This is a genomic window from Pseudoxanthomonas sp. (genome assembly GCF_051953815.1).
Classification (GTDB): domain Bacteria; phylum Pseudomonadota; class Gammaproteobacteria; order Xanthomonadales; family Xanthomonadaceae; genus Pseudoxanthomonas_A.
In genome coordinates this window covers 16,513-38,110 of record NZ_JBQCIJ010000013.1, presented here as the reverse complement: position 1 = coordinate 38,110, position 21,598 = coordinate 16,513, and the positions used below count along the sequence as shown (strand labels likewise).

At 66.8% G+C, this 21,598-nt stretch carries 17 protein-coding genes; 9 read left to right on the top strand and 8 right to left on the bottom strand.

Annotation, left to right across the window (positions count from 1 at the left end; genetic code table 11):
• Positions 1-113 precede the first annotated feature (113 nt).
• Both ACTHN1_RS03010 and ACTHN1_RS03005 read left to right on the top strand, forming a co-directional pair.
• Positions 114-1,205: a glycosyltransferase family 4 protein gene (locus tag ACTHN1_RS03010; RefSeq protein ID WP_440469487.1), complete on the top strand. Its 1,092-nt coding sequence runs from the start codon at positions 114-116 to the stop codon at positions 1,203-1,205.
• The gene (locus tag ACTHN1_RS03005; RefSeq protein ID WP_440469486.1) at positions 1,202-1,927 is read left to right on the top strand and encodes a polysaccharide deacetylase family protein; all 726 of its coding nucleotides are present in this window, start codon (positions 1,202-1,204) and stop codon (positions 1,925-1,927) included. The genes ACTHN1_RS03010 and ACTHN1_RS03005 overlap by 4 nt, the downstream gene beginning before the upstream one ends.
• 94 nt (positions 1,928-2,021) lie before the next feature.
• Here the strand turns inward: ACTHN1_RS03005 and ACTHN1_RS03000 are convergent, their stop codons facing one another.
• Positions 2,022-2,807 carry an SDR family NAD(P)-dependent oxidoreductase gene (locus ACTHN1_RS03000; protein ID WP_440469485.1) on the bottom strand — a complete coding sequence of 262 codons (786 nt, stop codon included), beginning with the start codon at positions 2,805-2,807 and terminating at the stop codon, positions 2,022-2,024.
• Positions 2,808-3,219: 412 nt separating this feature from the next.
• Here ACTHN1_RS03000 and ACTHN1_RS02995 point away from each other — a divergent pair, with 412 nt between their 5' ends.
• Positions 3,220-6,483, top strand: coding sequence for an ATP-binding protein (locus ACTHN1_RS02995; RefSeq protein WP_440469484.1), 3,264 nt, complete (start codon positions 3,220-3,222; stop codon positions 6,481-6,483).
• A 216-nt stretch (positions 6,484-6,699) separates the two neighbouring features.
• Here ACTHN1_RS02995 and ACTHN1_RS02990 read toward each other — a convergent pair whose 3' ends face one another.
• The 4 genes from ACTHN1_RS02990 to ACTHN1_RS02975 all read right to left on the bottom strand — a co-directional run bounded on the left by ACTHN1_RS02990 (position 6,700) and on the right by ACTHN1_RS02975 (position 11,759).
• Positions 6,700-7,686, bottom strand: coding sequence for a fimbrial protein (locus ACTHN1_RS02990; RefSeq protein ID WP_440469483.1), 987 nt, complete (start codon positions 7,684-7,686; stop codon positions 6,700-6,702).
• A gap of 34 nt (positions 7,687-7,720) precedes the next feature.
• Positions 7,721-10,285 carry a fimbria/pilus outer membrane usher protein gene (locus ACTHN1_RS02985; RefSeq protein WP_440469482.1) on the bottom strand — a complete coding sequence of 855 codons (2,565 nt, stop codon included), beginning with the start codon at positions 10,283-10,285 and terminating at the stop codon, positions 7,721-7,723.
• Positions 10,286-10,389: 104 nt separating this feature from the next.
• Entirely contained in the window at positions 10,390-11,106 is a 717-nt protein-coding gene (locus ACTHN1_RS02980) for a fimbrial biogenesis chaperone (RefSeq protein ID WP_440469481.1), read from the bottom strand.
• A 77-nt stretch (positions 11,107-11,183) separates the two neighbouring features.
• Positions 11,184-11,759: a fimbrial protein gene (locus ACTHN1_RS02975; protein WP_440469480.1), complete on the bottom strand. Its 576-nt coding sequence runs from the start codon at positions 11,757-11,759 to the stop codon at positions 11,184-11,186.
• Positions 11,760-12,163: 404 nt separating this feature from the next.
• On the opposite strand from ACTHN1_RS02975, the gene ACTHN1_RS02970 reads away from it, so the two are divergent.
• The gene (locus ACTHN1_RS02970; protein ID WP_440469479.1) at positions 12,164-12,961 is read left to right on the top strand and encodes a fimbrial biogenesis chaperone; all 798 of its coding nucleotides are present in this window, start codon (positions 12,164-12,166) and stop codon (positions 12,959-12,961) included.
• 5 nt (positions 12,962-12,966) lie between these two features.
• Positions 12,967-14,076, top strand: coding sequence for a fimbrial protein (locus tag ACTHN1_RS02965; RefSeq protein ID WP_440469478.1), 1,110 nt, complete (start codon positions 12,967-12,969; stop codon positions 14,074-14,076).
• Between the two features lie 263 nt (positions 14,077-14,339).
• On the opposite strand, the gene ACTHN1_RS02960 is transcribed toward ACTHN1_RS02965, so the two are convergent.
• Positions 14,340-15,368 carry a fimbrial protein gene (locus tag ACTHN1_RS02960; RefSeq protein ID WP_440469477.1) on the bottom strand — a complete coding sequence of 343 codons (1,029 nt, stop codon included), beginning with the start codon at positions 15,366-15,368 and terminating at the stop codon, positions 14,340-14,342.
• A gap of 946 nt (positions 15,369-16,314) precedes the next feature.
• A complete protein-coding gene (locus ACTHN1_RS02955; RefSeq protein WP_440469476.1) occupies positions 16,315-16,992 on the bottom strand; it encodes a YggS family pyridoxal phosphate-dependent enzyme in 678 nt (225 codons plus the stop codon).
• Positions 16,993-17,088: 96 nt separating this feature from the next.
• Here ACTHN1_RS02955 and ACTHN1_RS02950 point away from each other — a divergent pair, with 96 nt between their 5' ends.
• From ACTHN1_RS02950 to ACTHN1_RS02940, 3 genes are all read left to right on the top strand, one after another.
• Positions 17,089-18,126, top strand: a complete 1,038-nt coding sequence (locus tag ACTHN1_RS02950; protein ID WP_440469475.1) for a type IV pilus twitching motility protein PilT — start codon at positions 17,089-17,091, stop codon at positions 18,124-18,126.
• 117 nt (positions 18,127-18,243) lie between these two features.
• Positions 18,244-19,374, top strand: coding sequence for a PilT/PilU family type 4a pilus ATPase (locus tag ACTHN1_RS02945; protein WP_440469474.1), 1,131 nt, complete (start codon positions 18,244-18,246; stop codon positions 19,372-19,374).
• 18 nt (positions 19,375-19,392) lie between these two features.
• Positions 19,393-19,980 (top strand): hypothetical protein, encoded by a 588-nt coding sequence (locus tag ACTHN1_RS02940; RefSeq protein WP_440469473.1) that lies wholly within the window; start codon positions 19,393-19,395, stop codon positions 19,978-19,980.
• On the opposite strand, the gene ACTHN1_RS02935 is transcribed toward ACTHN1_RS02940, so the two are convergent.
• The gene (locus ACTHN1_RS02935) at positions 19,941-20,450 is read right to left on the bottom strand and encodes an Lrp/AsnC family transcriptional regulator (RefSeq protein WP_440469472.1); all 510 of its coding nucleotides are present in this window, start codon (positions 20,448-20,450) and stop codon (positions 19,941-19,943) included. The genes ACTHN1_RS02940 and ACTHN1_RS02935 overlap by 40 nt on opposite strands.
• Positions 20,451-20,567: 117 nt before the next feature.
• Between ACTHN1_RS02935 and ACTHN1_RS02930 the strand changes: the two genes are divergently transcribed.
• Positions 20,568-21,554, top strand: a complete 987-nt coding sequence (locus ACTHN1_RS02930) for a quinone oxidoreductase family protein (RefSeq protein ID WP_440469471.1) — start codon at positions 20,568-20,570, stop codon at positions 21,552-21,554.
• Positions 21,555-21,598 lie beyond the last annotated feature (44 nt).

Sequence of the window (21,598 nt, the reverse complement as noted above, 5' to 3'; positions counted from 1 at the left end):
GCTGCCGTATGTCCGGCTAGACATCTGCGCCGCAACCATTTTCAGAGTCGTCCGATGGTCCGGTCGCCGGCCGGGCGGCAAGGTCGCGCCACACTCCCGCGCGCGTCCTTTCCATGCCTTCCCATCGTCCCCTTCGATTGCTGCAGGTCGTCCATACCCAGGGCTATGGCGGCCTGGAACGACAGGTCCTGTCATTGAGCCGCGGTCTGCGCGATGCGGGCCATTCGGTGACGCTGGCGGTGCAGGGTGGTTCGTGGCTGCAACGGCAGGCCGAAGACGAACGGCTGGAGTGGACGCCATTTCGCTTTCGCGGGCTGGTCGATCCGGTGTCGCATCTGCGCCTGCGCCGGCTGGTGCGCGAGCGGGGCATCGACGTGGTCCACGGGCATTCGCGGCGCAGCGCCTTCTACAGCGCGATGGCGCGGGGACGCGGGTCCTGCCGTTCGGTGGCCACCATCCATTCGCTGGCGACCTGGAAAGGCTTCCAGCGCAACCAGCGGATGATCGCGGTGTCCGACGCGGTCCGGGATTTCCTGATCCAGAAGGGATTGCCCGCCACGCGCATCGAGCGCATCTACAACGGCGTCGACGCGCTTCCGGACTCGCGCGAGGCCGACCGGGCGGCGGCGCGCGAGCGGCTGGGCATCGCGCCGGACCGCCTGGCCGTCGGCATGGTCGGGCGGATGGTGCCGCACAAGGGCCACGACCTGCTGGTGCGCGCGCTGTCCCTGCTGGGCGCGGTGGGCGAACCGATGGACCTGGTGCTGATCGGGGACGCGGAGGGGAACTGGCCGGACGAACTCCGCAATCTGGTCTTCCGGCTGGGGCTGGAGGCGCGGGTACGGCTGCCCGGCTACCAGGACGAGGTGGCGGCGCTGCTGCCGGGACTGGACGTGTTCGTGCAGCCCTCGCGCAGCGAGGCGCTGTCGCTGTCCCTGCTGGAAGCGATGTCGGCGGGATTGCCGGTGATCGCCGCGCGCACCGGCGGCATGCCGGAAGTGATCGAGGAAGGCGTCAACGGCATGCTGTTCCCGTCGGAGGATGCCCATGGCCTGGCGTGGCACCTGAAGAAACTGCTGGATCCCGTCCTGCGCGAACGCCTGGGCCGGCAGGCGCGCGAGACCCAGCGCGAACGCTTCAGCGCCCGCGCGATGACCGACGCCACCGTCTCGCTGTACCGGCGGATGCTGGAGCAGCCGGCATGAGCGACATCCTGCCCGTGCTGATGTACCACAGCATCGGCCCCATCCCGGCGGGCAGCCGCCGGCGCAGCATCTTTGTCGGCGAGCGCGCGTTCGAGCGGCAGATGGCGCTGCTGGCGCGACGCGGCTATCGCGGGGTAACGATGGACGAGGCGCACGCCGTCCTCCAGCGGGGCGCGCCCACGCGCGAGAAGCTCTGCGCGCTGACCTTCGATGACGGCTTCCTCGACAACGTGACCGTCGCGCTTCCCATCCTGAGGCGCCATGGCCATCGCGCCACCTGCTACGCGGTATCCGAACGGATCGGCCAGCGCAACCGCTGGTCCGAGGACGTGCTGGGCGTGAGCAGCCCGCTGGCCGACGAAGGCGCGCTGCGGGAATGGATTGACGCCGGCATGGAACTGGGCGCGCACACGCGCACCCACGCTCGCCTGACCACCCTGGACGACGCGCGGCTGGAAGACGAAGTGGGCGGCGGCAAGCGCGCGCTGGAGGATCGCTTCGGCCTCCGCGTGTCGCAGTTCTGCTATCCCTGGGGCGCGCACGACGACCGCGTGGTGGATGCCGTGCGTGCCGCCGGTTTCGCCGGGGCCACCACCATCGAGCGTGGCCGCGCGCGGATGGGCGTGGACCCGCTGCGGGTGCCGCGCGTGCATGTGCTCAACCAGCATCATCTGTTGCAGTTCTGGCTGAAACTGGAAACCCGCTACGGCGATCGCCGCTAGCCGATCCGCGAGTGGAGCGTGTCTCCGCCTTCGCGAGATATGTACGGGTGGAGCGAGGAGGGGACCCGCAACGGGTCCCCGTGCCCCGGACCCATCAGCCGCGCTGCGAGGAAATGTTGCCGCCGTCGACCACGAACTCGGCCGCGGTGACGTAGCTGGCTTCCCGCGACAGCAGGAAACGGACCACCCGGCCGATTTCCTCCGGAAGGCCCAGGCGTTCCAGCAGGATGCGCTTTTCAAAGAAGCCCGGCGGGAGGTGATCCACCGCCGCCCTCACCATCGGCGTCATGATCTGGCCCGGCGAGACCGAATTGATGCGGATGCCGTCGCGCGCCAGCCGGTCGGCCAGCGAACGCACCAGCGACAGCATGCCGCCCTTGGCCGCGGTGTAGATCGGATTGACCGCATTGCCGAGCGTGGCGTTGATGGAGGTGATGGCGACGATGGCCGAACCGGGGTTGGCGGCGAAGTCGGCATGCAGCTTCTGCGTCAGCAGGGCGAGCGGACGCAGGTGGGTGTTGATGCCGGCCGCCCAGCTCTCTTCGGTGATGCCTTCCAGCGAACCCTGATCGACGACGCCGGCCGAATGCACCAGGCCGCCGAGCGGTCCCAGCGCTTCACGGCTGGCGGCGATGGCGTCGGCGTACGCATCCAGTCGGGTCAGGTCGATGGCGACGCCGGTGGCCTTGACGCCATGGGCATCGCGGATGGCGGCGGCCTGCTCGGCGGCCTTGGCGCCGTTGATGTCCCACAGCGCGACCGGGCGGCCCACTGCGGCCAGGGACTGCGCCGACGCCAGGCCGATGCCGGAGGCGCCGCCGGTGATGATCACGGCGGTGTCCGGGGCGCCGAGCGAAGGGGAGAGATCTTGTGTACTCATGGGGGAACTCCTGTTTTCGGAAATAAGACGCGGGATGCCACGCGGCCGTCGCGGGTTCACCATGATGGAGAGCCCAACCCCGATTTCCCTCGGAATACTCCTAAAAGCGCGGCGGCCCGCATCGTAGGGCAAGGCCATGGTCAGCATCGCAACAAAGGGGCTTTGAAGTGGCGACGCCATCGCCGTGACCAGGCGCTCCCGCGCTTGAATCGAGATCCGGACGCCGGGCCACCGCGCGGACAAACACCGGCGCGCAGGCTTTCGATGCCGCGATCGGGCGCATCCACCAACGCGTTCGACACCCACCGGTGCGCCATCCTCGGCGCGGACGTGCGGCTAGAATCGCGTATCTTGGAGCACATTCCTGAAGCGGACCCGGGACATCCGTCCCAACGGCAGCCACGGCAACTGGATGAAAAACACCCCCTTCGGCCGCGTCACCCGCTCCATCCGCTGGCTCCGGCTGGCCCTGTTCGGCATGGTGCCCCTGCTGATCCTGCTGGTGGGCGGCCTGTACTGGGGCGTCCAGCGGATCGTGGCCGAACAGCAGGAGAAGCTGACCGTCCATTTCTCGCTGATGTCGCGAACCATTGGCCAGCACGAACGCTTCCTGTGGCGGTTGCAGGACGAGAACGCGCGCCTGGCTGCGCTCCGTTTCGGCGACGCGGCGTTCCTGCAGCAACAGCCGCTGCCCAGCCGTCCGGGGTGGCGCATGTTCCGGGGACAGGCGCAGGGCGTGCACCTGCCGTTCTCGTTGATCTGCGCCGCGCGGGATTGTCCGGACCGCGACGACGATACCTGGGGCGCGGGCCAGTACCTGTCGGACGCTTTCACGTCGTTCTGGTCCACGTCGTCCATGCCGTCCGGCGATGCGTTCCTGCTGGATCTCGACAGCTACCTGAGCATCGCCGCCCCCGGCATCGGCGCGGGCGAAGCGTCCGCGCCGATGACCGAGGCGCGATTCCTGGCCGTCGATGCGCGCATCCGCCAGGCCCTGGTCGAGCAGACCGGGGTCGGCAGGCGATATGCCGGGCCGGCGGGCCGCGACATTCTCTGGCTGCAAAGCGCGGATCTGCCGGACATGATGATCGGGGTCATCCGCGCGCCGATCCCGGCGCAGACCTGGCACGGCGCCGCCGGCCGTCCCGCCGAAATCCACGTCGCCACGCTGATCAGGTTCGAGCGCACGGCGATTTATGAAGCCGCGACCGGAAAGCCGTCCTATGACGACTTCTGGTTGACCCACCGCGACCGGCATCTGCTGGTGGGGGTCGGCGGGGCGCCCGTCATCGATGGGCCCGAGCCGGGTGCGGATCAACCGGTACACGCGTACACCGCGGATGGGCTCGTGTTCCATTTCGAAAGCCGCGATGGTCAATGGGACGCGTACTACCGCATCGGCTATGCGCGGCTGTTCAGTGATGGCGCGGCCCTGGGCGTGGCGGCGGGCGTGCTGTTGTTGCTGGGACTGGCGGCGGCGGTCGGGTACGGGTACTGGTACGAACGACGGGTGGTGGCGCCGGCCGAGCGTGACCAGCGTGATCTGATGGACAGCGAGGCGTTCAACCGCACCATCATCGCCACCACGCCGGTAGCGCTGGGCGTGCTGCGTCGCGATTCGGGCCGGTTGCTGTTCGGCAACCCGCTGGCGCGCCAGTGGCTGGACCTGGCGGAGGACGGCGACGGCGAGGCGGCCACCAGCCCCACGCTGGAGCGCCTGCGCGAACAGCTTGCCGGGCGGGTCGGAGCCGGCACCCTCGACGGATTCAGATCACGCGACGGCGCGGTGCTGCAGGTCGCCTATGCGCCCACCCGCTATCGCAAGCAGGACGTGATCCTGTGCGCGTTCACCGACATCAGCGCCCGCGCGGAGATCGAGCGCACGCTCGAACGCGCCAGGCGCGACGCCGATCGCGCCAGCGCCGCCAAATCCACCTTCCTGGCCACCATGAGCCATGAAATCCGCACGCCGCTCTACGGCGTGCTGGGAACGCTGGAACTGCTCGAACTCACCCCGCTCGGCGAAGAGCAGCGACGCTACCTGGCGACAATCAAGAGTTCCTCGGCGATCCTGCTCCAGCTGATCAGCGACATCCTCGACACCACCCGCATCGAAACCGGCCAGATGGTGCTGGAATCGGAAGCGTTCAGTCCTCGCCAGCTGGTGGAGGATGCGGTATCCGCCTACGCCGCGATGGCCTGGCAGAAGCAGCTCCTGTTGTTCGCCAGCATCGATCCGGACATTCCGGCCGCGCTGCGCGGGGATCCGGGGCGGATCAGCCAGATCCTCAACAACCTGATCAGCAACGCCATCAAGTTCACCGGGTCCGGCCACGTGATCGTGCGCCTGCAGTCGCGGGGCGAACGGGAAGGCAAGGCGCGCATCCGCATCGAGGTGGCCGACACCGGCGTGGGCATCGACGCCGAACATCGCGCGCGCCTGTTCGAGCCGTTCTACCAGATTGATGCGGGCGAACATGAGTTCCGCGGCGCCGGCCTGGGCCTGTCCATCTGCATGCAGTTGGCGAAGCTGATGGGAGGAACGATCGCGCTGGACAGCGAGCCCGGCGCGGGCAGTTGCTTCTCGCTGGAACTGGATCTGGCGCCGGCGCCGGAACCGGAGCTGGAAGGCGATGCGCCGGCCGCTCCCGATCTGTCCGGCATCCGCCTCCAGGTGCGCGCCGCGCATCCGGAACTGGCGGAAAACACGTGCCGCTGGTTGCGTTGCTGGGGTGCGGACGCACGCCTGGCGGATCCGTCGCCGCTGGCATCCACGCCCGACGACGTACTGCTGGACGTCATGCTGGCCGATGCCAACCCGCCGCCCTCCTGGAAAGGCCGCCACGTTGTGGCGGCCAGCGCGCTCGCGATTCCCCTGTCGGCCGAGACCGCGGATGCAAACCGCCTGGACAGCATCGCCCACGTCATCGCGGCCCACCTGCGCGGCGAGCCCGTCGCCGTTGACGCGCAGGTCGCCGGCAGCCTGCCCGAACCGTTGCGCATGAAGGTGCTGATTGCCGAGGACAATCCGATCAACCGGGCGACCCTGGCGCATCAGCTGCACTTGCTGGGTTGCATGGTCACGTCGGCGACCGACGGAGTGGAAGCGCTGGTGCGCTGGCGCGAACAGGGACCGTTCGATGTGGTCCTGACCGACGTCAACATGCCGCGCCTCAATGGCTACGGGCTGGCGCGCGCCATTCGCGAGGAGAACGGCAGGGTGCGGATCATCGGCGTGACCGCCAACGCCATGCGCGAGGAGGAGGCCAAGTGCAGGGACGCGGGCATGAATGCCTGGCTGGTGAAGCCGATTGGATTGCGTGCGCTTTACCGGCACCTGCGCAGCGACGCCCCGAAGAAGGCGACGGCGCCGGAGCCGCTGTCCGACAGCGACGAAACGCAACTGCCTTCCGGGTTCACCGGGTTGTTCAACGAGGCCATGCGCGATGACATCGCCCGGGCCCGGGACGCGCTCGCGGCGCACCGGTCCGGCGATGTGGTCGCCACCCTGCATCGGATGCGCGGGGCGATGGCGATGATGCAGATGACCGATCTGATTGCGCGGTTTGAGCAACTGGAAGAACGCATCCGCACCGGTGGACTGGATGAACACGTGGCTGGCGACGTGGAAGCCGCATTGCATTCACTGGAAGCGGCATTGGCCGCAACGGGGTAATCCAGTCCCGTGGGGCGCCCGGCCTGAACCAGCGGATCGAAAAAAATGCCCCCCTTTGAAAAACCATTCAACCTGAATGGCTGATCAAAGGAGGGCGGCCTCCATGACGCGGAGGATGGGGATCTGCCTTGGAGTGAAAAGCAAATCTCCCTGAATCTCTTCTTCCGGAAAGAGCGCGCCAGGTTCCCGTGGCGGGAATCCTGGGCGGGAGGGAGCTCAGTTGTATTCCAGTACGTAAGTGATGACGCCATCCGCGCGGCCGGCCACGACCGTGCCGCTCGCCTTGGCATAACGCGCGCGTCCCGAGAGCAGATAGACCTCTGCCGGGTCCTCCCCTCTCTCGCTGCGCTGCCATTCCAGGGGGATCGCGGCTGCCTTGGTGAAAGGCAGGGCGTTTCCGTTCTTGTCGGTGACGGCGATGCCCACGCCCTTGGCCACGCCGCTCTGTCCGGCATCCTGGAGCTTGACCAGGCCACTGCTGAGCGTGCCGTCAAAGTAGATCTTCACCGGCAGCGGCTGTGCGGGGCTCAGGCCCAGGCAGCGGAGCTCGAAGGAGAAGTCCCGCCAGGGCGCCCGGCCTTCGGCGATCTGGGTGGTCATGGCCGTGCCCAGCGGGACCTCGTGGGTAGGCGTGTCGGCCGCGCAACCGGTGAAGTAGATGCTGTTTTCCAGTTCGACGGTGGGTGCAGACGCGGCGAATTTGATGATGCGGGGCGCCTGGCTCCCGCCCACCATCGTGTAGGTGGCCGACAGCGGCGTCCTCGCGGTCCCCGAACCCACGCCCCTGGCGGTACGGATGAAGTCGATGAAGACCCGGTTGCCGGGCATCGAGCCGACCGAGCCGGCCGGCATGCCGTAAAGGTCCTCGAAGTCCGTGTACCACAGGGGATAGGCGAAGTTTTCAGTGCCGAAACCGAAACGGATGCCGACGCCGGTGACTCCCGACTCGTAGACATTGCTGAAACCGGGGACGGGGGTCAGGCCCGCGGTGCTTATCCGCAACCAGTTGGTATCCATATAGCTGCAGCTGAACGTATACGTGCCCATGTCCTGCCGCACCCGGGCCAGGACGCCGCCAATGGCCGCCTTCTTCATGATCAATGTGGCGGGCAGGGTCACGGTCAGCGTTTCCGATGGTTTTCTGTCCCACGTGCACGCGGCCTGCGCCTGCGCGGCCAGCATCAGCAAGGCCAGCGCGGACATCACGGGCCGCCAGCGTTTGAATATCCGAGCCATATCACTGCTCCTGTTTGAGGTGGCACACCAGATCCAGGCGCTCGTAGGTGAGGGCCGGATTGGCGGGAGGCAGGCGGTAGTCGACCGTGCACGCGCCGCCGTTCCAGCGCACGTCCAGGCGGCCTTCATCGCCCACGCCGAACACCAGGGCGCGCGACTGGTTGTCGATCATGCCGAGGGTTTTGTCGTTGAGGTCGTAGACCATCGCGCCGAACGGCAGCGCGCTGCCGTCGGCCTGTTGCAGCCGCAGTTGCACGCGACGGCCGGTTTCGACGTTGTAACGGGCGCGCACCACCGCGCCGCGGGTGGGCACCAGCTGCATCGCGCTTTCGCCCACGTCGGTCTGGCTGCCCAGCGTCTGGGTATCCAGGTTGAGGTTGTTCAGCCGGTAGGGCTGCAGGTACGGCACCACCGCATGGCCGCGCCGGTTGGTGCGCACGCCGTTCCAGCCGGTCACGCCGACGCCGCGCGCCTTGGGCACTTCGATCAGGCCGAAGGTCTCGCCGACCGGCTGGCCCAGGGTCACGCCGCCGCGATGCGCCACCAGCGAACCGGACGCGTTGAAGTCGGCGCGGCGGGAGCCGTCGCCGTAGGCGTAGCTGCCGCTCAGGCGCGCCAGCGGCGCGTCCCAGCCGACGCTGGCGCTGGCCGTCGTGTCGCTGCCTTCCTGGCGGCTGGCCTGCAGGGAATAGTTGACCGTGTTGCCCGCGTCCAGGTAACCCGACAGGCCGGCCTGCACGCTGTCGTTGCCGTCGCGGGAGGAAACGCTGCTGGCGTACAGGTTGTGGGTGCGCCCGCGCAGGCCGCGCCCGCCCAGCGGGATGCTCACCGAGGCGGTGAACTGGGTGTCGGATCGGCTGGACGCCAGGCTCGACGAATCGTCGCGGGTCCGTGCCAGCGCCAGGTTGTAGCTGGCGAATCTCCAGCGGCCGCTGTAGCCGAACTGGTAATTGCGGGTGCGTCCGGGAGAGTTCCAGTAGCGCGTGTCGCCCGCGCTCAGGTACAGCGAACCGCGTGAGCCGAACTGCTGGTTGACGTTGAAATCCAGCCGGCTCTTCTGGGTACGGAAATCCCAGTCGTCCGGCCGCGCCACCTGCTGCACGTGCTCGCCGAAGGTGCGGTAACCCTCGGTGGAGTAGCGGTAGCCGGCCATGGTCAGGGTGGTATGGGTGCCGGTCAGCGTCTTGGCGTACAGGAAGCGCGCGCTGTAGCCCTGGTCGGTCTGGCCGTTGGGCAGGCGCGAGCGGCTGCCGGTGACGTCCAGCGACAGGCCGCCCAGGCGCGAGTTGACGCCCACGCCCAGATTGAGCGCCTGGAAGTCCTCGGCCACCTGCGCGCCACCGTAGGTGGTCAGGTTGTCGGTGGCGCCGTAGACCAGCGTGCCCTGCACGAAACCCGGGGTGTCCAGGTCGGTGCCGCTGCGGTACTCGCCGGCGGTCGCGCTGTAGCGCAGGTTGCCGCGGCGGACCATCACCGGCAGCGCCGCGTAGGCCTGGGTGAACTCGCGCACCCGGCCGTCCGATTCCAGCACCTTGATCAGCAGGTCGCCGTTGGAGCCGCTGGGGTAGATGTCGCGGATCTCGAACGCGCCGGGGCTCACCGCGGTGGAGTAGATGACGTAGCCGTTCTGGTGGACTTCCACCGTGGCGTTGGTCTCGGCGATGCCGCGCACGATGGGGGCGTAGCCGTTCAGATCGCTCGGCAGCATGCCCTGGTCGGTGGACAGCTGCACGCCGCGGAAGCGCAGGCTGTCGAACACGTCGCCGGGGGTATACAGATCGCCCACCGCCAGCTTGCTGTTCCAGCGGGCGATGTCGCGCTCGACGAAGGTGCGCTGGCTGCGGAAATGCCGCTGGCCGTTGCTGTCGCTGAAGGAGGCATCGTTGCGCAGCCGCCAGCCGCCCAGGTTCAGGCCGCTGCGCAGGGACACATGGCGGTAATCGCTGCTGTTGCCCTGGTAGCTGTTGCGGCTGAAGTTGGCCTGGTAGTTGACGTGGAAGGCGTTGACGCCGGTGTCCCACAGGGAGCGATCCACGTAGCCGCGCGAGGCGCGCGGCACGTAGGCCTGGGGAATGCTGATCATCAGCGCGAGCTGGTTGGGATCGAACTCGGCGCGCGCGCCCGGCAGCAGGGCCGCCACGTCGATGACGGTGTGATCATTGGCGTCAGCCGCAATCAGGCCTTCCTCGCGCAGGCGCGCCACGTCCACGCCCAGATCCTTCAGCAGGCCCAGCGGGATGACCGGCAGCACGTGCCCCTGCGCATTGGGGGAGAACAGGATCTCGCGCCGCTGCTTGAGCGCCAGGTTGAGGTACACGTCCACCCGGTAGCTGCCCGGCGCCAGCGCGTTGCCCTGCTCGAAGTAACGCAGGTCCGCGCCACCGCCTCCGCTGCGCTGGAGGAAGTGCATGTTGAATTCCATCTCGCCGCCCAGCCCGCCGGCCATGTCGGCGCCGGCGTCGCCGCCCGCCAGCGCCACCGGGGCGTACAGGCCCAGCAGGCTCAGGCAGGATGCGCCGGAGCGCAGCGCCAGGCTCAGTTTGGTCTTTCTGCGGGAGCGGGGCATGGGTGGAGCCTCCTGGCCTGGCCGCAGCCAAGGCATCTGTGGAAATCGTGGGGTGGGAGACGCCGGGGATTTCATCGACCCGGCGTCGCAGGCGACGCGGCGTATCAGCGGTTCAACGCACCGCTCAATGCCGTGACGCCGCCATAGTCGTTGACGACTTCATAGGTCACGGTGGTGCCGGTGGGGCGGCCCGCGGCGCCATTCAGCGCGAAGATTTCCGTGGCGCCCGGCGCCACCATGCGGGTGTCGCCCTTGTAGCGGCCGTTGTCCAGGGTCGCGCTGACCAGCGACACGTGATAGGCCGAAGCGTTGCGGGCTTCCAGCGCGGGCTTGCCGGCGCTTTCCACCAGCCGCCACTGGATCTGCTGGGCGGCGGCCTCCGGCGTACCGGTCAGGCGGGCGGGGCGATAGAACACTTTCAGGCGCTGGCGCACGGCCAATTGCAGGGTGTTTTCTTCCTTGGCCTTGGGCGGGATTTCCTGCACCGACAGCCAGAACACCGATTCGCGATCGGTCGGCAGGCCCTCGCCCTGATAGAAGATGCGCAGCGTCTGCTGCTTGCCCGAGGCCAGGCGGCCCAGCGAGGGCGTGATCGCGAACGGCAGATCGGCGGAGGCGGCGGCGTCGTCGCCGGCTTCCAGCCAGGACTGGATCATCACGTCCTGCGCTCCGGGGTTGCCCACCGTGATGGCGGCTTCCTGCGCGGGCGCGCTCATGATGACGCGGGTACCCTCGACGGTGATGCCGGCCTGAGCCAGCGACGACAGCATCAGCAGGCTGCCGACCAATGCCGCGCGGGCGGCTGGGAACAAGAGTTTCATGGCAATGCGTCGTTGAATGAGGAAGGAAAAAGAAGCCAAACGGGGAGGAGAGGGGAGCCCTCTCCTCCCTCCCGGACTCAGTGGTATTCCAGGACGAACGGCAGGGTGGCGTCGGCGCGACCTTCGGTGATCGTCGCGCCCGTCTTCACGTAGGCGGCACCCAGGCTCAGGTTGGTGGTGTGCATCGTCGGGGTGGAGCCGGCGATCTCGGTCAGATCCGAGATGGCGGCGTAGCCGGCGTTGCTCAGATCGATCTTCTGGTTGTTGCCGTCCAGCAGGGCGATGGCGACGTTGGTGGCGCCGCCGGTGACCTTCAGCGTGCCGTTGGCGTCCAGGCCGGTGCCTTCGTTCGGACGGAAGTACATGTGCAGCTTCTTGGCGGTGCCCACTTCGCCGCATTCCAGCGTCATGCTGATGTTCTTGACGGCGTTGAAGCTGACACTGGTGGGCTCGTTGGTGATGCTCTCCGAGGTCACGGTGCCCATGTCGACCTTGATGTCCGGCTTTTCCTTGCCGCCTTTGCCATCATCGACCTTGCAGGCCGAAGCGATGACTTTGCCGGTGAAACTGATCTGGCCATCGGCGGCCATCGCCGAATTGGCGGCTGCGCCGGCCAGCGCCAGCACCAGAAGACCCTTGAGGGATTTGGACATGTTGCGGTTCCTTTTGTTGGTTGGTGGAAAGGAGTCGCAAGTGTGAGTTGGTCGCCTTGTTGGTCGAATAGGATTCGTCCGAAAATTCTGGAAAAGCTCCTGATGACGGGCCTTTCGAGCGCAATACGTGGGCGGATGTTAGAAATCCTGTCGAGGGTGCGGGAATTAGGAAACTTCCTATGGAGCCATTCCGGTAGCGACCCATAAGGTGCGCGGGCATTCGCATTCACCTGTCGTGGAACGACGTGCGGCGTGCCGGCGGGCCACCTCTGTTCCCCGTTTTCAGCAAGGCTCGATGCGGATCGCGATAAAGCGAAGCGCGGGCATGCAGCAGGAAGTCCGCCACCCGCGCGTTCGACATGCCGCGACGGTGGAGCCTCCGTCCGCCCGATACCGAAACCTCCATGCATCCAGTCCAGCATCGACAAAAGAACCGCCGCGCACGCGCCACGCGCATGGGATGGCTGTGCGTCGGCCTGCTGTGCCTGATGCTGCCCGTGCGCGACGCGCGGGCCGAGCTGTCCTTCGAGGGACGCAACCGCTTCTTCCTGTCCGGCGTGCGCGCGCCGGTGGCGATCGTCAACGAGGGCGATGCGCCCGCGCTGGTGCAGGTATCGCTGGCCTGGGGCGAGGGGGACGCGGACGTCGATCGGGTACTGCCGATCGCCGTGTCGAAGCCGCTGCTGCGGATCGCGCCGGGCGGCCGCGCCAGCACGGAACTGTTCTACCAGGGCGCAGGCCTGCCACAGGATCGCGAAAGCTACTTCGTGCTCAGCGTGCTGGACGTGCCGCCCGCCGCGCGACAGGAAAACAACCTGCAGTTGGCCTATCGCCACCATTTCAAGCTGTTCTACCGCCCCGCGCTGGCGTCCACACCCGATGAGGCCATCGCCAGTCTGGTCTGGGAGATGTCCACGGAGGCCGAAGGCGGACGCGTCACCGCCCACAATCCCTCGCCCTATTACCTGACCCTCAGCGAGGTCGCGCTTGTCGATGCGGCCGGCGGCGACTGCGGTCCCGCCGTCGAACACCTGATGCTGCCGCCGTTCTCGTCCCAACCCTTGGCTGCCTCGGACTGCCGTCCCGCACGGGTGTACTACCGATGGGTCAGCGACGGCGGCCACCGCCGGCCCCATGCGGCCTTCTTGTCTCCCGGCGTGCGCAGCCACGGCGGCCCCGAACTACGCCCCACGAAGGAGTAATGAAGATGCATCCGATCACCCGGCTGATGGCGCTGGCCCTGCTGATGGCCTCGGCGCCCCAGGCGTTTGCGCTGTCCTGCCTGAAGGACGCCACCCCAATCCATCAGGAGTACAACGGCCAGCAATACATTGTTGGTTGGTCGGGGCAAGGTGTCCATAACGAGCCGATCAGTGAGCCGATTGCAGTGGCGACCTCATTGCCCAAGGGGACGGTCCTGTGGCGCTCGCCCGAGTACGTCATGCAGGTGACCTGTTGGCAGAACCTGGTAGCGACTGCCGAACGGGTCTGGTTCTACCTGAGCCCCGGGGACCCCAACCAAAGCGCGCTGGGCAAGGATCTGGAAATGGGGGTCCGTCTGGACAACGGCAGCGGCATACAGGATTACCACTCCGGAACCATGCAGCAGGGTGCAGGGTATTACCGCGTGCCGCTGTCCACGGCGCTGTTCAATTTTTCCGATAACAAAACCTGCCAGAACAACGAATCGTCGTGGGCAGGCATCAGCGGCTGCCCGTCCAAGGCGCAGACCGCAACGCTGAGGTTCAGCGTATTCCTGCTGAAGAAGAGCGCGCCCAGCGCAGGCAAGGACGGCAACATGACGACCATTGCGTCCATGCCCGTGTTCCAGTTGGATGGCAGCGGCGGCCTGAACGGCACACCCGGCCGCAATTTCAGGATCAACATCACTAATCTGGACCAGCTGCGTTACGTGGCCTGCGAATCGCGGCTGGGGAATATGAGCGTCGATTTCGGCTCCGTCGCGCCGCATGGGGCGGTGCAGGGCGCGCAAGTCAGGGAGAGGCCGTTCACCGTCACCGCGACCAAGGATTGCGACAGCCGCTATGGTTTGAACGCGCAGCTGGCCGTGGTCAGCGGCACGCTGGATCCCGACAGGGTCACCCTGGTGCCCAGCGACAACCCGTCGGTCGGCATCCGCCTGTTCAAGGAGGGCAGCGCCACGCCGCTGGAATTCAACAAGCGTTTCCGCTTGGTGGAACTGACCGAGCAGCGCGTGAGCACCCAGGATTTCCTGGCCAGGCTGTACTGGCGTACCTCCACCCCGACCCTCGGGGCATTCAATGCGGCGGCGTTGTTCGAGGTGTATTACTTCTGAGCCCCTGCGTGAGCGCGTTCCGGATGACCTCTTCAGAGCGCAGAGCCCTCTTTGGAAAAAGGGGGGGCGGCATCCGCGCAGCGGGTGACGGGGGATTTGCGCGGGGTGTCGGAAAGAGCCAATCCCCCTCGGTCCCCCTTTTGCAAAGGGGGGAGGATGCACGGTGTTTCCGCGTGCGCCGCAAGGGGGAAATGCATGGGCGTTCCCGCATGCGTTGCAAAGGGGAGACGTACGGAAGTCCCGCAAACCCCCGACGTTGGGACTCAGTTGTATTCCAGCACATACACCAGATGCGCATCGGCCTGGCCGGGCGTGACCATGTCACCGCTGGGCACGTAGCGCGCGGTGCCGGAGAAGCCGTAGCGATGGCCATTGGGCAGCTTGCTTTTCCAGTCCATCGGAATGGCGCGCTCGCGGGCGAACGGCAGGGCGACGTGTTTGTCGCTGAGCAGCTCGATGCCCACGCCCGCCGCAATGCCGGGTTTTCCCGCGTCTTGCAGATTCAGCCATCCGTCCTTGGCGGCATCGCCTTCGAAATAGACCTTCACCGTCGGGGCGGAAGCCACGTTCATGCCGTCGCAATCGACGGTGAACGAGAACCCCTTGGCTACCGCATCGCCAGACTGGATACGTGATGTCATCACCTCGCCCATGCGGACTTCCTGGGCGGGCAGGTTCGAGACACAGGCGCCGTAGTAGCTGTTCTGGGTGAGATTGAATTGCAGGTTGGTGCCGCTGATCGGGACCACCGTCTCCACGGCGGTGGGAACGCGCAGGTCGGCGCGATAGTTGAAGGCGACGCGGCCTTTGCCCACCGCCATGCCGGTGCGGATGAACTCGACATCGGCATAGTTGGGGACGCTGACCACGCTGCCATAGACGTATTCGCTGCTTTCAAACGGGGGATAGCGGATGGTGGGCCAGCCGCCCAGGTAGGCGCCGTGGTACCCGATGCGCACGCCCACGCCCTCCACGGACGTCTCGTAGACATTGGATTGAGCGGACGGCGGCAGGGACATGCTCGCAACCGCCATGCTGTAGACGGAATCGGTGGTGCAATGGAAATTGGCCGAGCCGCCCGCGAGGCGGATCTGCACCTTGGCCATCACCTGGCCAATGGGGACATGGGCCAGCGTGACCGTACCGGCAGGCGCGGTGATGGTCTGGGCCAGGTCGACTCCATTGTTGTCCCAGGGATTACAGCCCGCCTCGGCGGCGGTCGGCAGTCCGGCGATGCCCAGCAGGACTGGCAGGAGCCACGCGCGTGAGGATGGCGGGCGATGTGCTTTCACATGGACCTCGTTGAAGCGGGGAGTGGATGGGACGCGGCCCCGTCCCGCGGGACTTCCGGAGCCGTCGGGAGGGGGGCGCTCGTCGCTCCCGGTTCCCCGGTGTGCGTGCGTTCCGGACGCGCCCTTCGAAAGTGAGGCGATTCTCCATCCGCGTCTTCCGTACCGGCATCGGAATCGTCCTAAATGGCGGGCCGGCGGCACGTGGGATTCAGCGTGGCCGGGTGGCGCATGTCCCCTCACGCGGAAAAGGCGGAATCCCGGTTTTTCGGAGAGTTCCTAAAGACGGCCGGCGTTCGAACCACGAACATACGCGCCTCGCGTCGGGGCGCGCCGAACACGAGGCGCAACCCTTGCGCCGGCCAGGACGATGGGAGGCGGTGGGGACCGCCGACCGACGGAATGCCCGGCCCCGATGGCGAGAGGACTGTCCGGGCACAATCGAAGAGCGCGCGGTGCCCATTGCGCTCGATGGCGAGGACAGGTGATGACGGCCACGTTCGTCGGCCGCCGGGCCATGCGCCCAATCACGATCAGATGGATGGTGGCAGCTGCCGCCGGTCGTGAATCGTCGCCGTGAAGGGGGAAATCACCGCGACGATTCGCCGCCGGGATGGCGCTCCCATCCGGGGCGTCGGCATGGCGCGGGGTTTGCGTTGGCGAGTGGATCCTTTCGCGCAAGGCCGGCTTGGTTGGGTGGCGTGCGCCGGACACGGCCCACCCCCGGCCTCCTTCGCGAGCGGGCGAGGGGCCCGACTTCGTACTTCGTTGCCGCAATCGGGACGCCAACCCTTTCCCCGCTTGCGGAGGAAGTTGCCCGAAGAGCCTGCCCCGTACTTGATACGGGGGCGGATGGGGGCAAGCGGGATGCATGCGAATCACGTGCTCCAGACGCGGCCGCCATCGAGCCTCGCCGCACGCGCGGGAGCAGCGTCGAAGCGATCGCGGATCAGCCCGGCCGACGCCCGAACAACGCGGTACCGATACGGATCTGGGTCGCGCCTTCGGCGATGGCGACGGGGTAGTCGTCGCTCATGCCCATCGACAACGTATCCACCTCCGGATGCGTGGCGGCCAGCGCGTCGCACAACGCCTTCATGCGCGCGAAGGCCGGGCGGCGCAGTTCGGGATCCGCATGCGGCGTCGGGATGCACATCAGGCCGCGCAGGCGCAGGCACGGTTCGGCGGCCACGGCGGCGGCGAGGGCGGGGACATCCTCCGGCGCACAGCCGTGCTTGCTGGCCTCGTCGTCGATGTTGACCTGGATGAGCACGTTCAGCGGGGGCCGGTCCGCCGGCCGATGGCGCGCCAGCGCGGTGACCAGCTTGGCGCGGTCGACGGTCTCCACCCAGTCGAACAGCACCGCGGCCAGGTCGGCCTTGTTGGATTGCAGGTGGCCGATCAGATGCCAATCCAGTGAAAGCTCGACCAGTTCACGGACCTTGGTGGCCGCTTCCTGCACATAATTCTCGCCAAACGACCGCTGGCCGGCGGCCGCCAGCGCGGCCACCGCCGAGGCGGGCTGGGTCTTGGACACGGCCAGCAGACGGGGGGCTGGCCGGAGCGCGACTTCCGCAGCGTTTTCAATACGTTGACGGATATCGCGAAGGGTGTCGGCGAACGTCATCCGGGGGCGGTTGGAAGGTCATTGGGGAGCGCTATACTGCCCTTCGGGGCAGCATCGTTCCAGTTTTGCAGCACTATTTCGGGGGAAGGCAAACGTATGGATATCGCCGAACTGTTGGCGTTTTCGGTCAAGAACAAGGCATCGGACCTGCACCTGTCGGCAGGCCTGCCGCCGATGATCCGCGTCGACGGCGACGTCCGCCGCATCAACATCCCGGCCCTGGACCACAAACAGGTCCATTCGCTGGTCTACGACATCATGTCGGACAAGCAGCGCCGCGATTTCGAAGAATTCCTGGAAGTGGACTTCTCGTTCGAGATTCCCAGCCTGGCCCGCTTCCGCGTCAACGCCTTCAACCAGAACCGCGGCGCCGGCGCGGTGTTCCGCACCATTCCCTCCGAAGTGCTGACCCTGGAAGACCTGGGCTGTCCGCCGCTGTTCCGCGACCTGATCGCGCAGCCGCAGGGCCTGATCCTGGTGACCGGTCCGACCGGCTCTGGCAAGTCGACCACCCTCGCGGCGATGATCGACCACATCAACAAGAACGAGTACGGGCACATCCTCAGCGTCGAGGACCCCATCGAGTTCGTGCACACCTCGCAGAAATGCCTGATCAATCAGCGCGAAGTGCACCGCGATACGCACGGCTTCAACGAGGCGCTGCGTTCGGCGCTGCGTGAAGACCCCGATTACATCCTGGTGGGCGAGTTGCGCGACCTGGAAACCATCCGGCTGGCGCTGACCGCCGCCGAGACCGGCCACCTCGTGTTCGCCACCCTGCACACCAGCTCGGCGGCCAAGACCGTGGACCGCATCATCGACGTATTCCCGGCCGGCGAGAAACCGATGGTCCGCTCGATGCTGTCCGAGTCGCTGCGCGCGGTCATCAGCCAGGCGCTGCTGAAGAAGGTCGGCGGCGGTCGTACCGCGGCCTGGGAAATCATGGTCGGCACCCCCGCCATCCGCAACCTGATCCGCGAGGACAAGGTGGCGCAGATGTATTCCTCCATCCAGACCGGACAGCAGTACGGCATGATGACCCTCGACCAGCACCTGCAGGATCTGGTCAAGCGCAGCCTGGTCACCCGCCAGCAGGCCAAGGAATACGCGAAGGAAAAGCGGTTGTTCGAATAAATGCCGGGATACGAGATTCGGGATTAGAGATTCGCAATAGCCGGGATCAAGAGCCGAGACGGGATGCGAATCCCCCATCTCCAATTCCTCGTCCCGGCTCCCACAGGGAGCCACCCCATGAGCAGCATCGACTTCACCTCCTTCCTCAAGCTGATGGCGCACCAGAAGGCGTCGGACCTGTTCATCACCGCCGGCATGCCGCCGTCGATCAAGGTCCACGGCAAGATTTCGCCCATCACCCAGACGCCATTGACGCCGCAGCAGTCGCGCGACCTGGTGCTGAACGTGATGACGCCGGCCCAGCGCGAGGAGTTCGAAAAGACCCACGAGTGCAACTTCGCCATCGGCGTGGCCGGCGTCGGCCGCTTCCGCGTGAGCTGTTTCTACCAGCGCAACCAGGTCGGCATGGTCCTGCGCCGCATCGAGACCCGCATCCCGACGGTGGAGGAACTGAACCTGCCGCCGGTGATCAAGACGCTGGCGATGACCAAGCGCGGCATCATCATCTTCGTCGGCGCCACCGGCACGGGTAAATCCACCTCGCTGGCGGCGATGATCGGCTATCGCAACCAGAACTCGACCGGCCACATCATCACCATCGAGGATCCGATCGAATTCGTGCACAAGCACGAAGGCTGCATCATCACCCAGCGCGAAGTCGGCATCGACACCGACAGCTGGGATGCCGCGCTGAAGAACACCCTGCGCCAGGCGCCGGACGTGATCATGATCGGCGAAGTCCGCACCCGCGAAGGCATGGACCACGCCATCGCCTTCGCCGAAACCGGCCACCTGGTGCTGTGCACCCTGCACGCCAACAACGCCAACCAGGCGATGGACCGCATCATCAACTTCTTCCCGGAAGACCGCCGCACCCAGTTGCTGATGGACCTCTCGCTCAACATCAAGGGCGTGGTCGCGCAGCAGCTTATCCCGACCCCCGACGGCAAGGGCCGCCGGGTGGCGATGGAAATCCTGCTCGGCACCCCGCTGGTCCAGGACTACATCCGCGACGGCGAGATCCACAAGCTGAAGGAAGTGATGAAGGAATCCACCAACCTCGGCATGAAGACCTTCGACCAGAGCCTGTTCGAGCTGTACCAGGCCGGCGAAATCTCCTACGAGGACGCCCTGCGCTACGCCGACTCCCAGAACGAAGTCCGCCTGCGCATCAAACTCTCCCAGGGCGGCGACGCCCGCACCCTGGCGCAGGGACTGGATGGGGTGGAAGTGGCGGAAGTGCGTTGAGGCGGGCCCACTGACGGAATGGATGCCGGCCACGACAGCAGCCCCTATCGCGCGCCTGATGGGGTGATCGAGGAACGGCTGGCCGTCCGGGCCAAGCCCTTCTTTCTGGCGCCACCGGCCTCGAAGCTGGTGGTGATGATGGTGTTCACCCTAGGCTGGTATGTCGTCTGGTGGTTCTATCGCAACTGGCGTGCGGTCAAGCGGCATGACCGCAGCCGGATGAACCCCGCCTGGCGTTCGATATTCGGCATCTTCTATGCCTACGCCTGTTTCCGGGCGATCAATCGAATCTCCGCCGGCAACACGCAGGAGCGCAAGGCGCCGGCGGGCCTGCTGGCGATCGCCTATGTCCTGCTGGAACTGACGATACTGTTGCCCGCGCCCTTGTGGCTGTTGTTTCCGTTGTCGGTGTTGCCGCTGTTGCCCATGAATGCGAAGGCGCGCCGTTACAACCAGTTCGTCGACGCCGCGGTCTATCGGGACGAGGATGGATTCAATGCCTGGAACTGGCTCGGGATCGTCGTCGGCGGTATCTGCTGGGCCATCCTGTTGCTGGGGATCCTGCTTTACCTGATTTCGTTCCTGGTGCCGGCAACTTCGGCCTGAAACACCGATAAAGCTCCTGGCATGCCCGTGCCGCTTTGGAGATGCTGCCTCAACACCGGCGCCACCGTCACACTGACAATCCCCGGCATCGCCACGATCCGCTCGCGCAGCGCGCTGAATGCGGCGAGGTCGGCGGCGCGGACGGTGAGTACGGCATCCATCGGGCCGGAGACGTGATCGCAGGCTTCCACTTCCGGCAGGCCGGTGAGGCTGGGGAGCAGGCGGTTGCACGGGCGGCCTTCGATGCGGACGAAGAAGTAGGCGCGCGCGCCGGGGAGATCCACCGGGTCGGTGGTGTCGATGGTGAAGCGCTTGATGACGCGGTTGCGCTTGAGGCGGGCCAGCCGGTCCTGCACCGCGCTGCGTGACAGCCCGACCGCGCGGGCCAGCGCCAGTACCGGTTGGCGGCTGTCGCGGCGCAGGAGTTCGACGAGCTGCCGGTCCACCTGATCCAGTTCGGCGGTTGCCATGTCCACGCGGGATTCCTTGGCCGGCATTGTGCCGGTCGGGCGACATATTGCGGGGAGAGAACCGGCGGTGTCCGCCGGTAGTTTTCGCGTTCGAGCCACTTCGCGGAAACCTATCACATGCCCCACGCCACCGAACGCGCCGCGCGCATCCACGCCTACGGTCCACCTGAAACACTGCGTATCGAATCCATCGACAAGCCGGCGCCCGGTCCCGGTGAGGTGTTGATACGGCACACGGCCATCGGCTTGAACTTCGTCGAGGTGTATTTCCGTCGCGGAACGTTTCCGGTTCCCGCGTTCCCCGCCGTGCTGGGCAATGAGGGTGCCGGGGTGGTGGAGGCGCTGGGTGCCGAGGTGGATGGGCTCGCCCTAGGCGACCGCGTGGTCTACGCGGACGGCCCCCTGGGAGCCTATGCCACGGCGCGTACCTATCCAGCGGATCGCGTGGTCCGGATCCCCGACGGGATCAGTGATCAGCAGGCCGCGGCCTCGTTCCTGCGCGGTGTCACCGCGCGCATGCTGCTGAAGGAGGTCATGCCGCTGCAGGCCGGCGACACGGTGCTGTTCCATGCGGCGGCGGGCGGCCTGGGACTGTTGTTCGCGCAGTGGGCGACGGCGCTGGACATACGGGTCATCGGCACGGTGTCGGACGGCGCGAAGGCCGACGCCGCGCGTCGGGCCGGCTGCGCCGAGGTCATCGACCGCACCCGAGGCGACTTCGCCGCCGAGGCGCGTGCCTTGACGGATGGCGAGGGTGTCGCGGCGGTGTTCGACGCGGTGGGGCGCGATACCTTCCGGGCTTCGCTCGATGCGCTGCGGCCGCGCGGCACGCTGGTGGCTTTCGGTAAGGCCTCGGGTGACCCGCCGCCGCTGGATCCTTTCCTGCTGGCGCCGAAATCGCTGCATGTGACCTGGCCCATCCGGCCTACCTATACCGAAGGCCGGGAGGCGCTGGAACGTGGCGCCGCGGATCTGTTCGATGTCATCGCGCGTGGCGTCGTGGACGTGAAACCCCGCTACGTCTATGCATTGGACGAGATCGTGGACGCGCATCGGGACATGGAGAGCCGGAAGCGGGTGGGCGCGGCGGTGCTCGAGGTCTGACATCCGGTGACGCGCGGCGAGGCCGCGCCGGAAAGCGGGGGCCG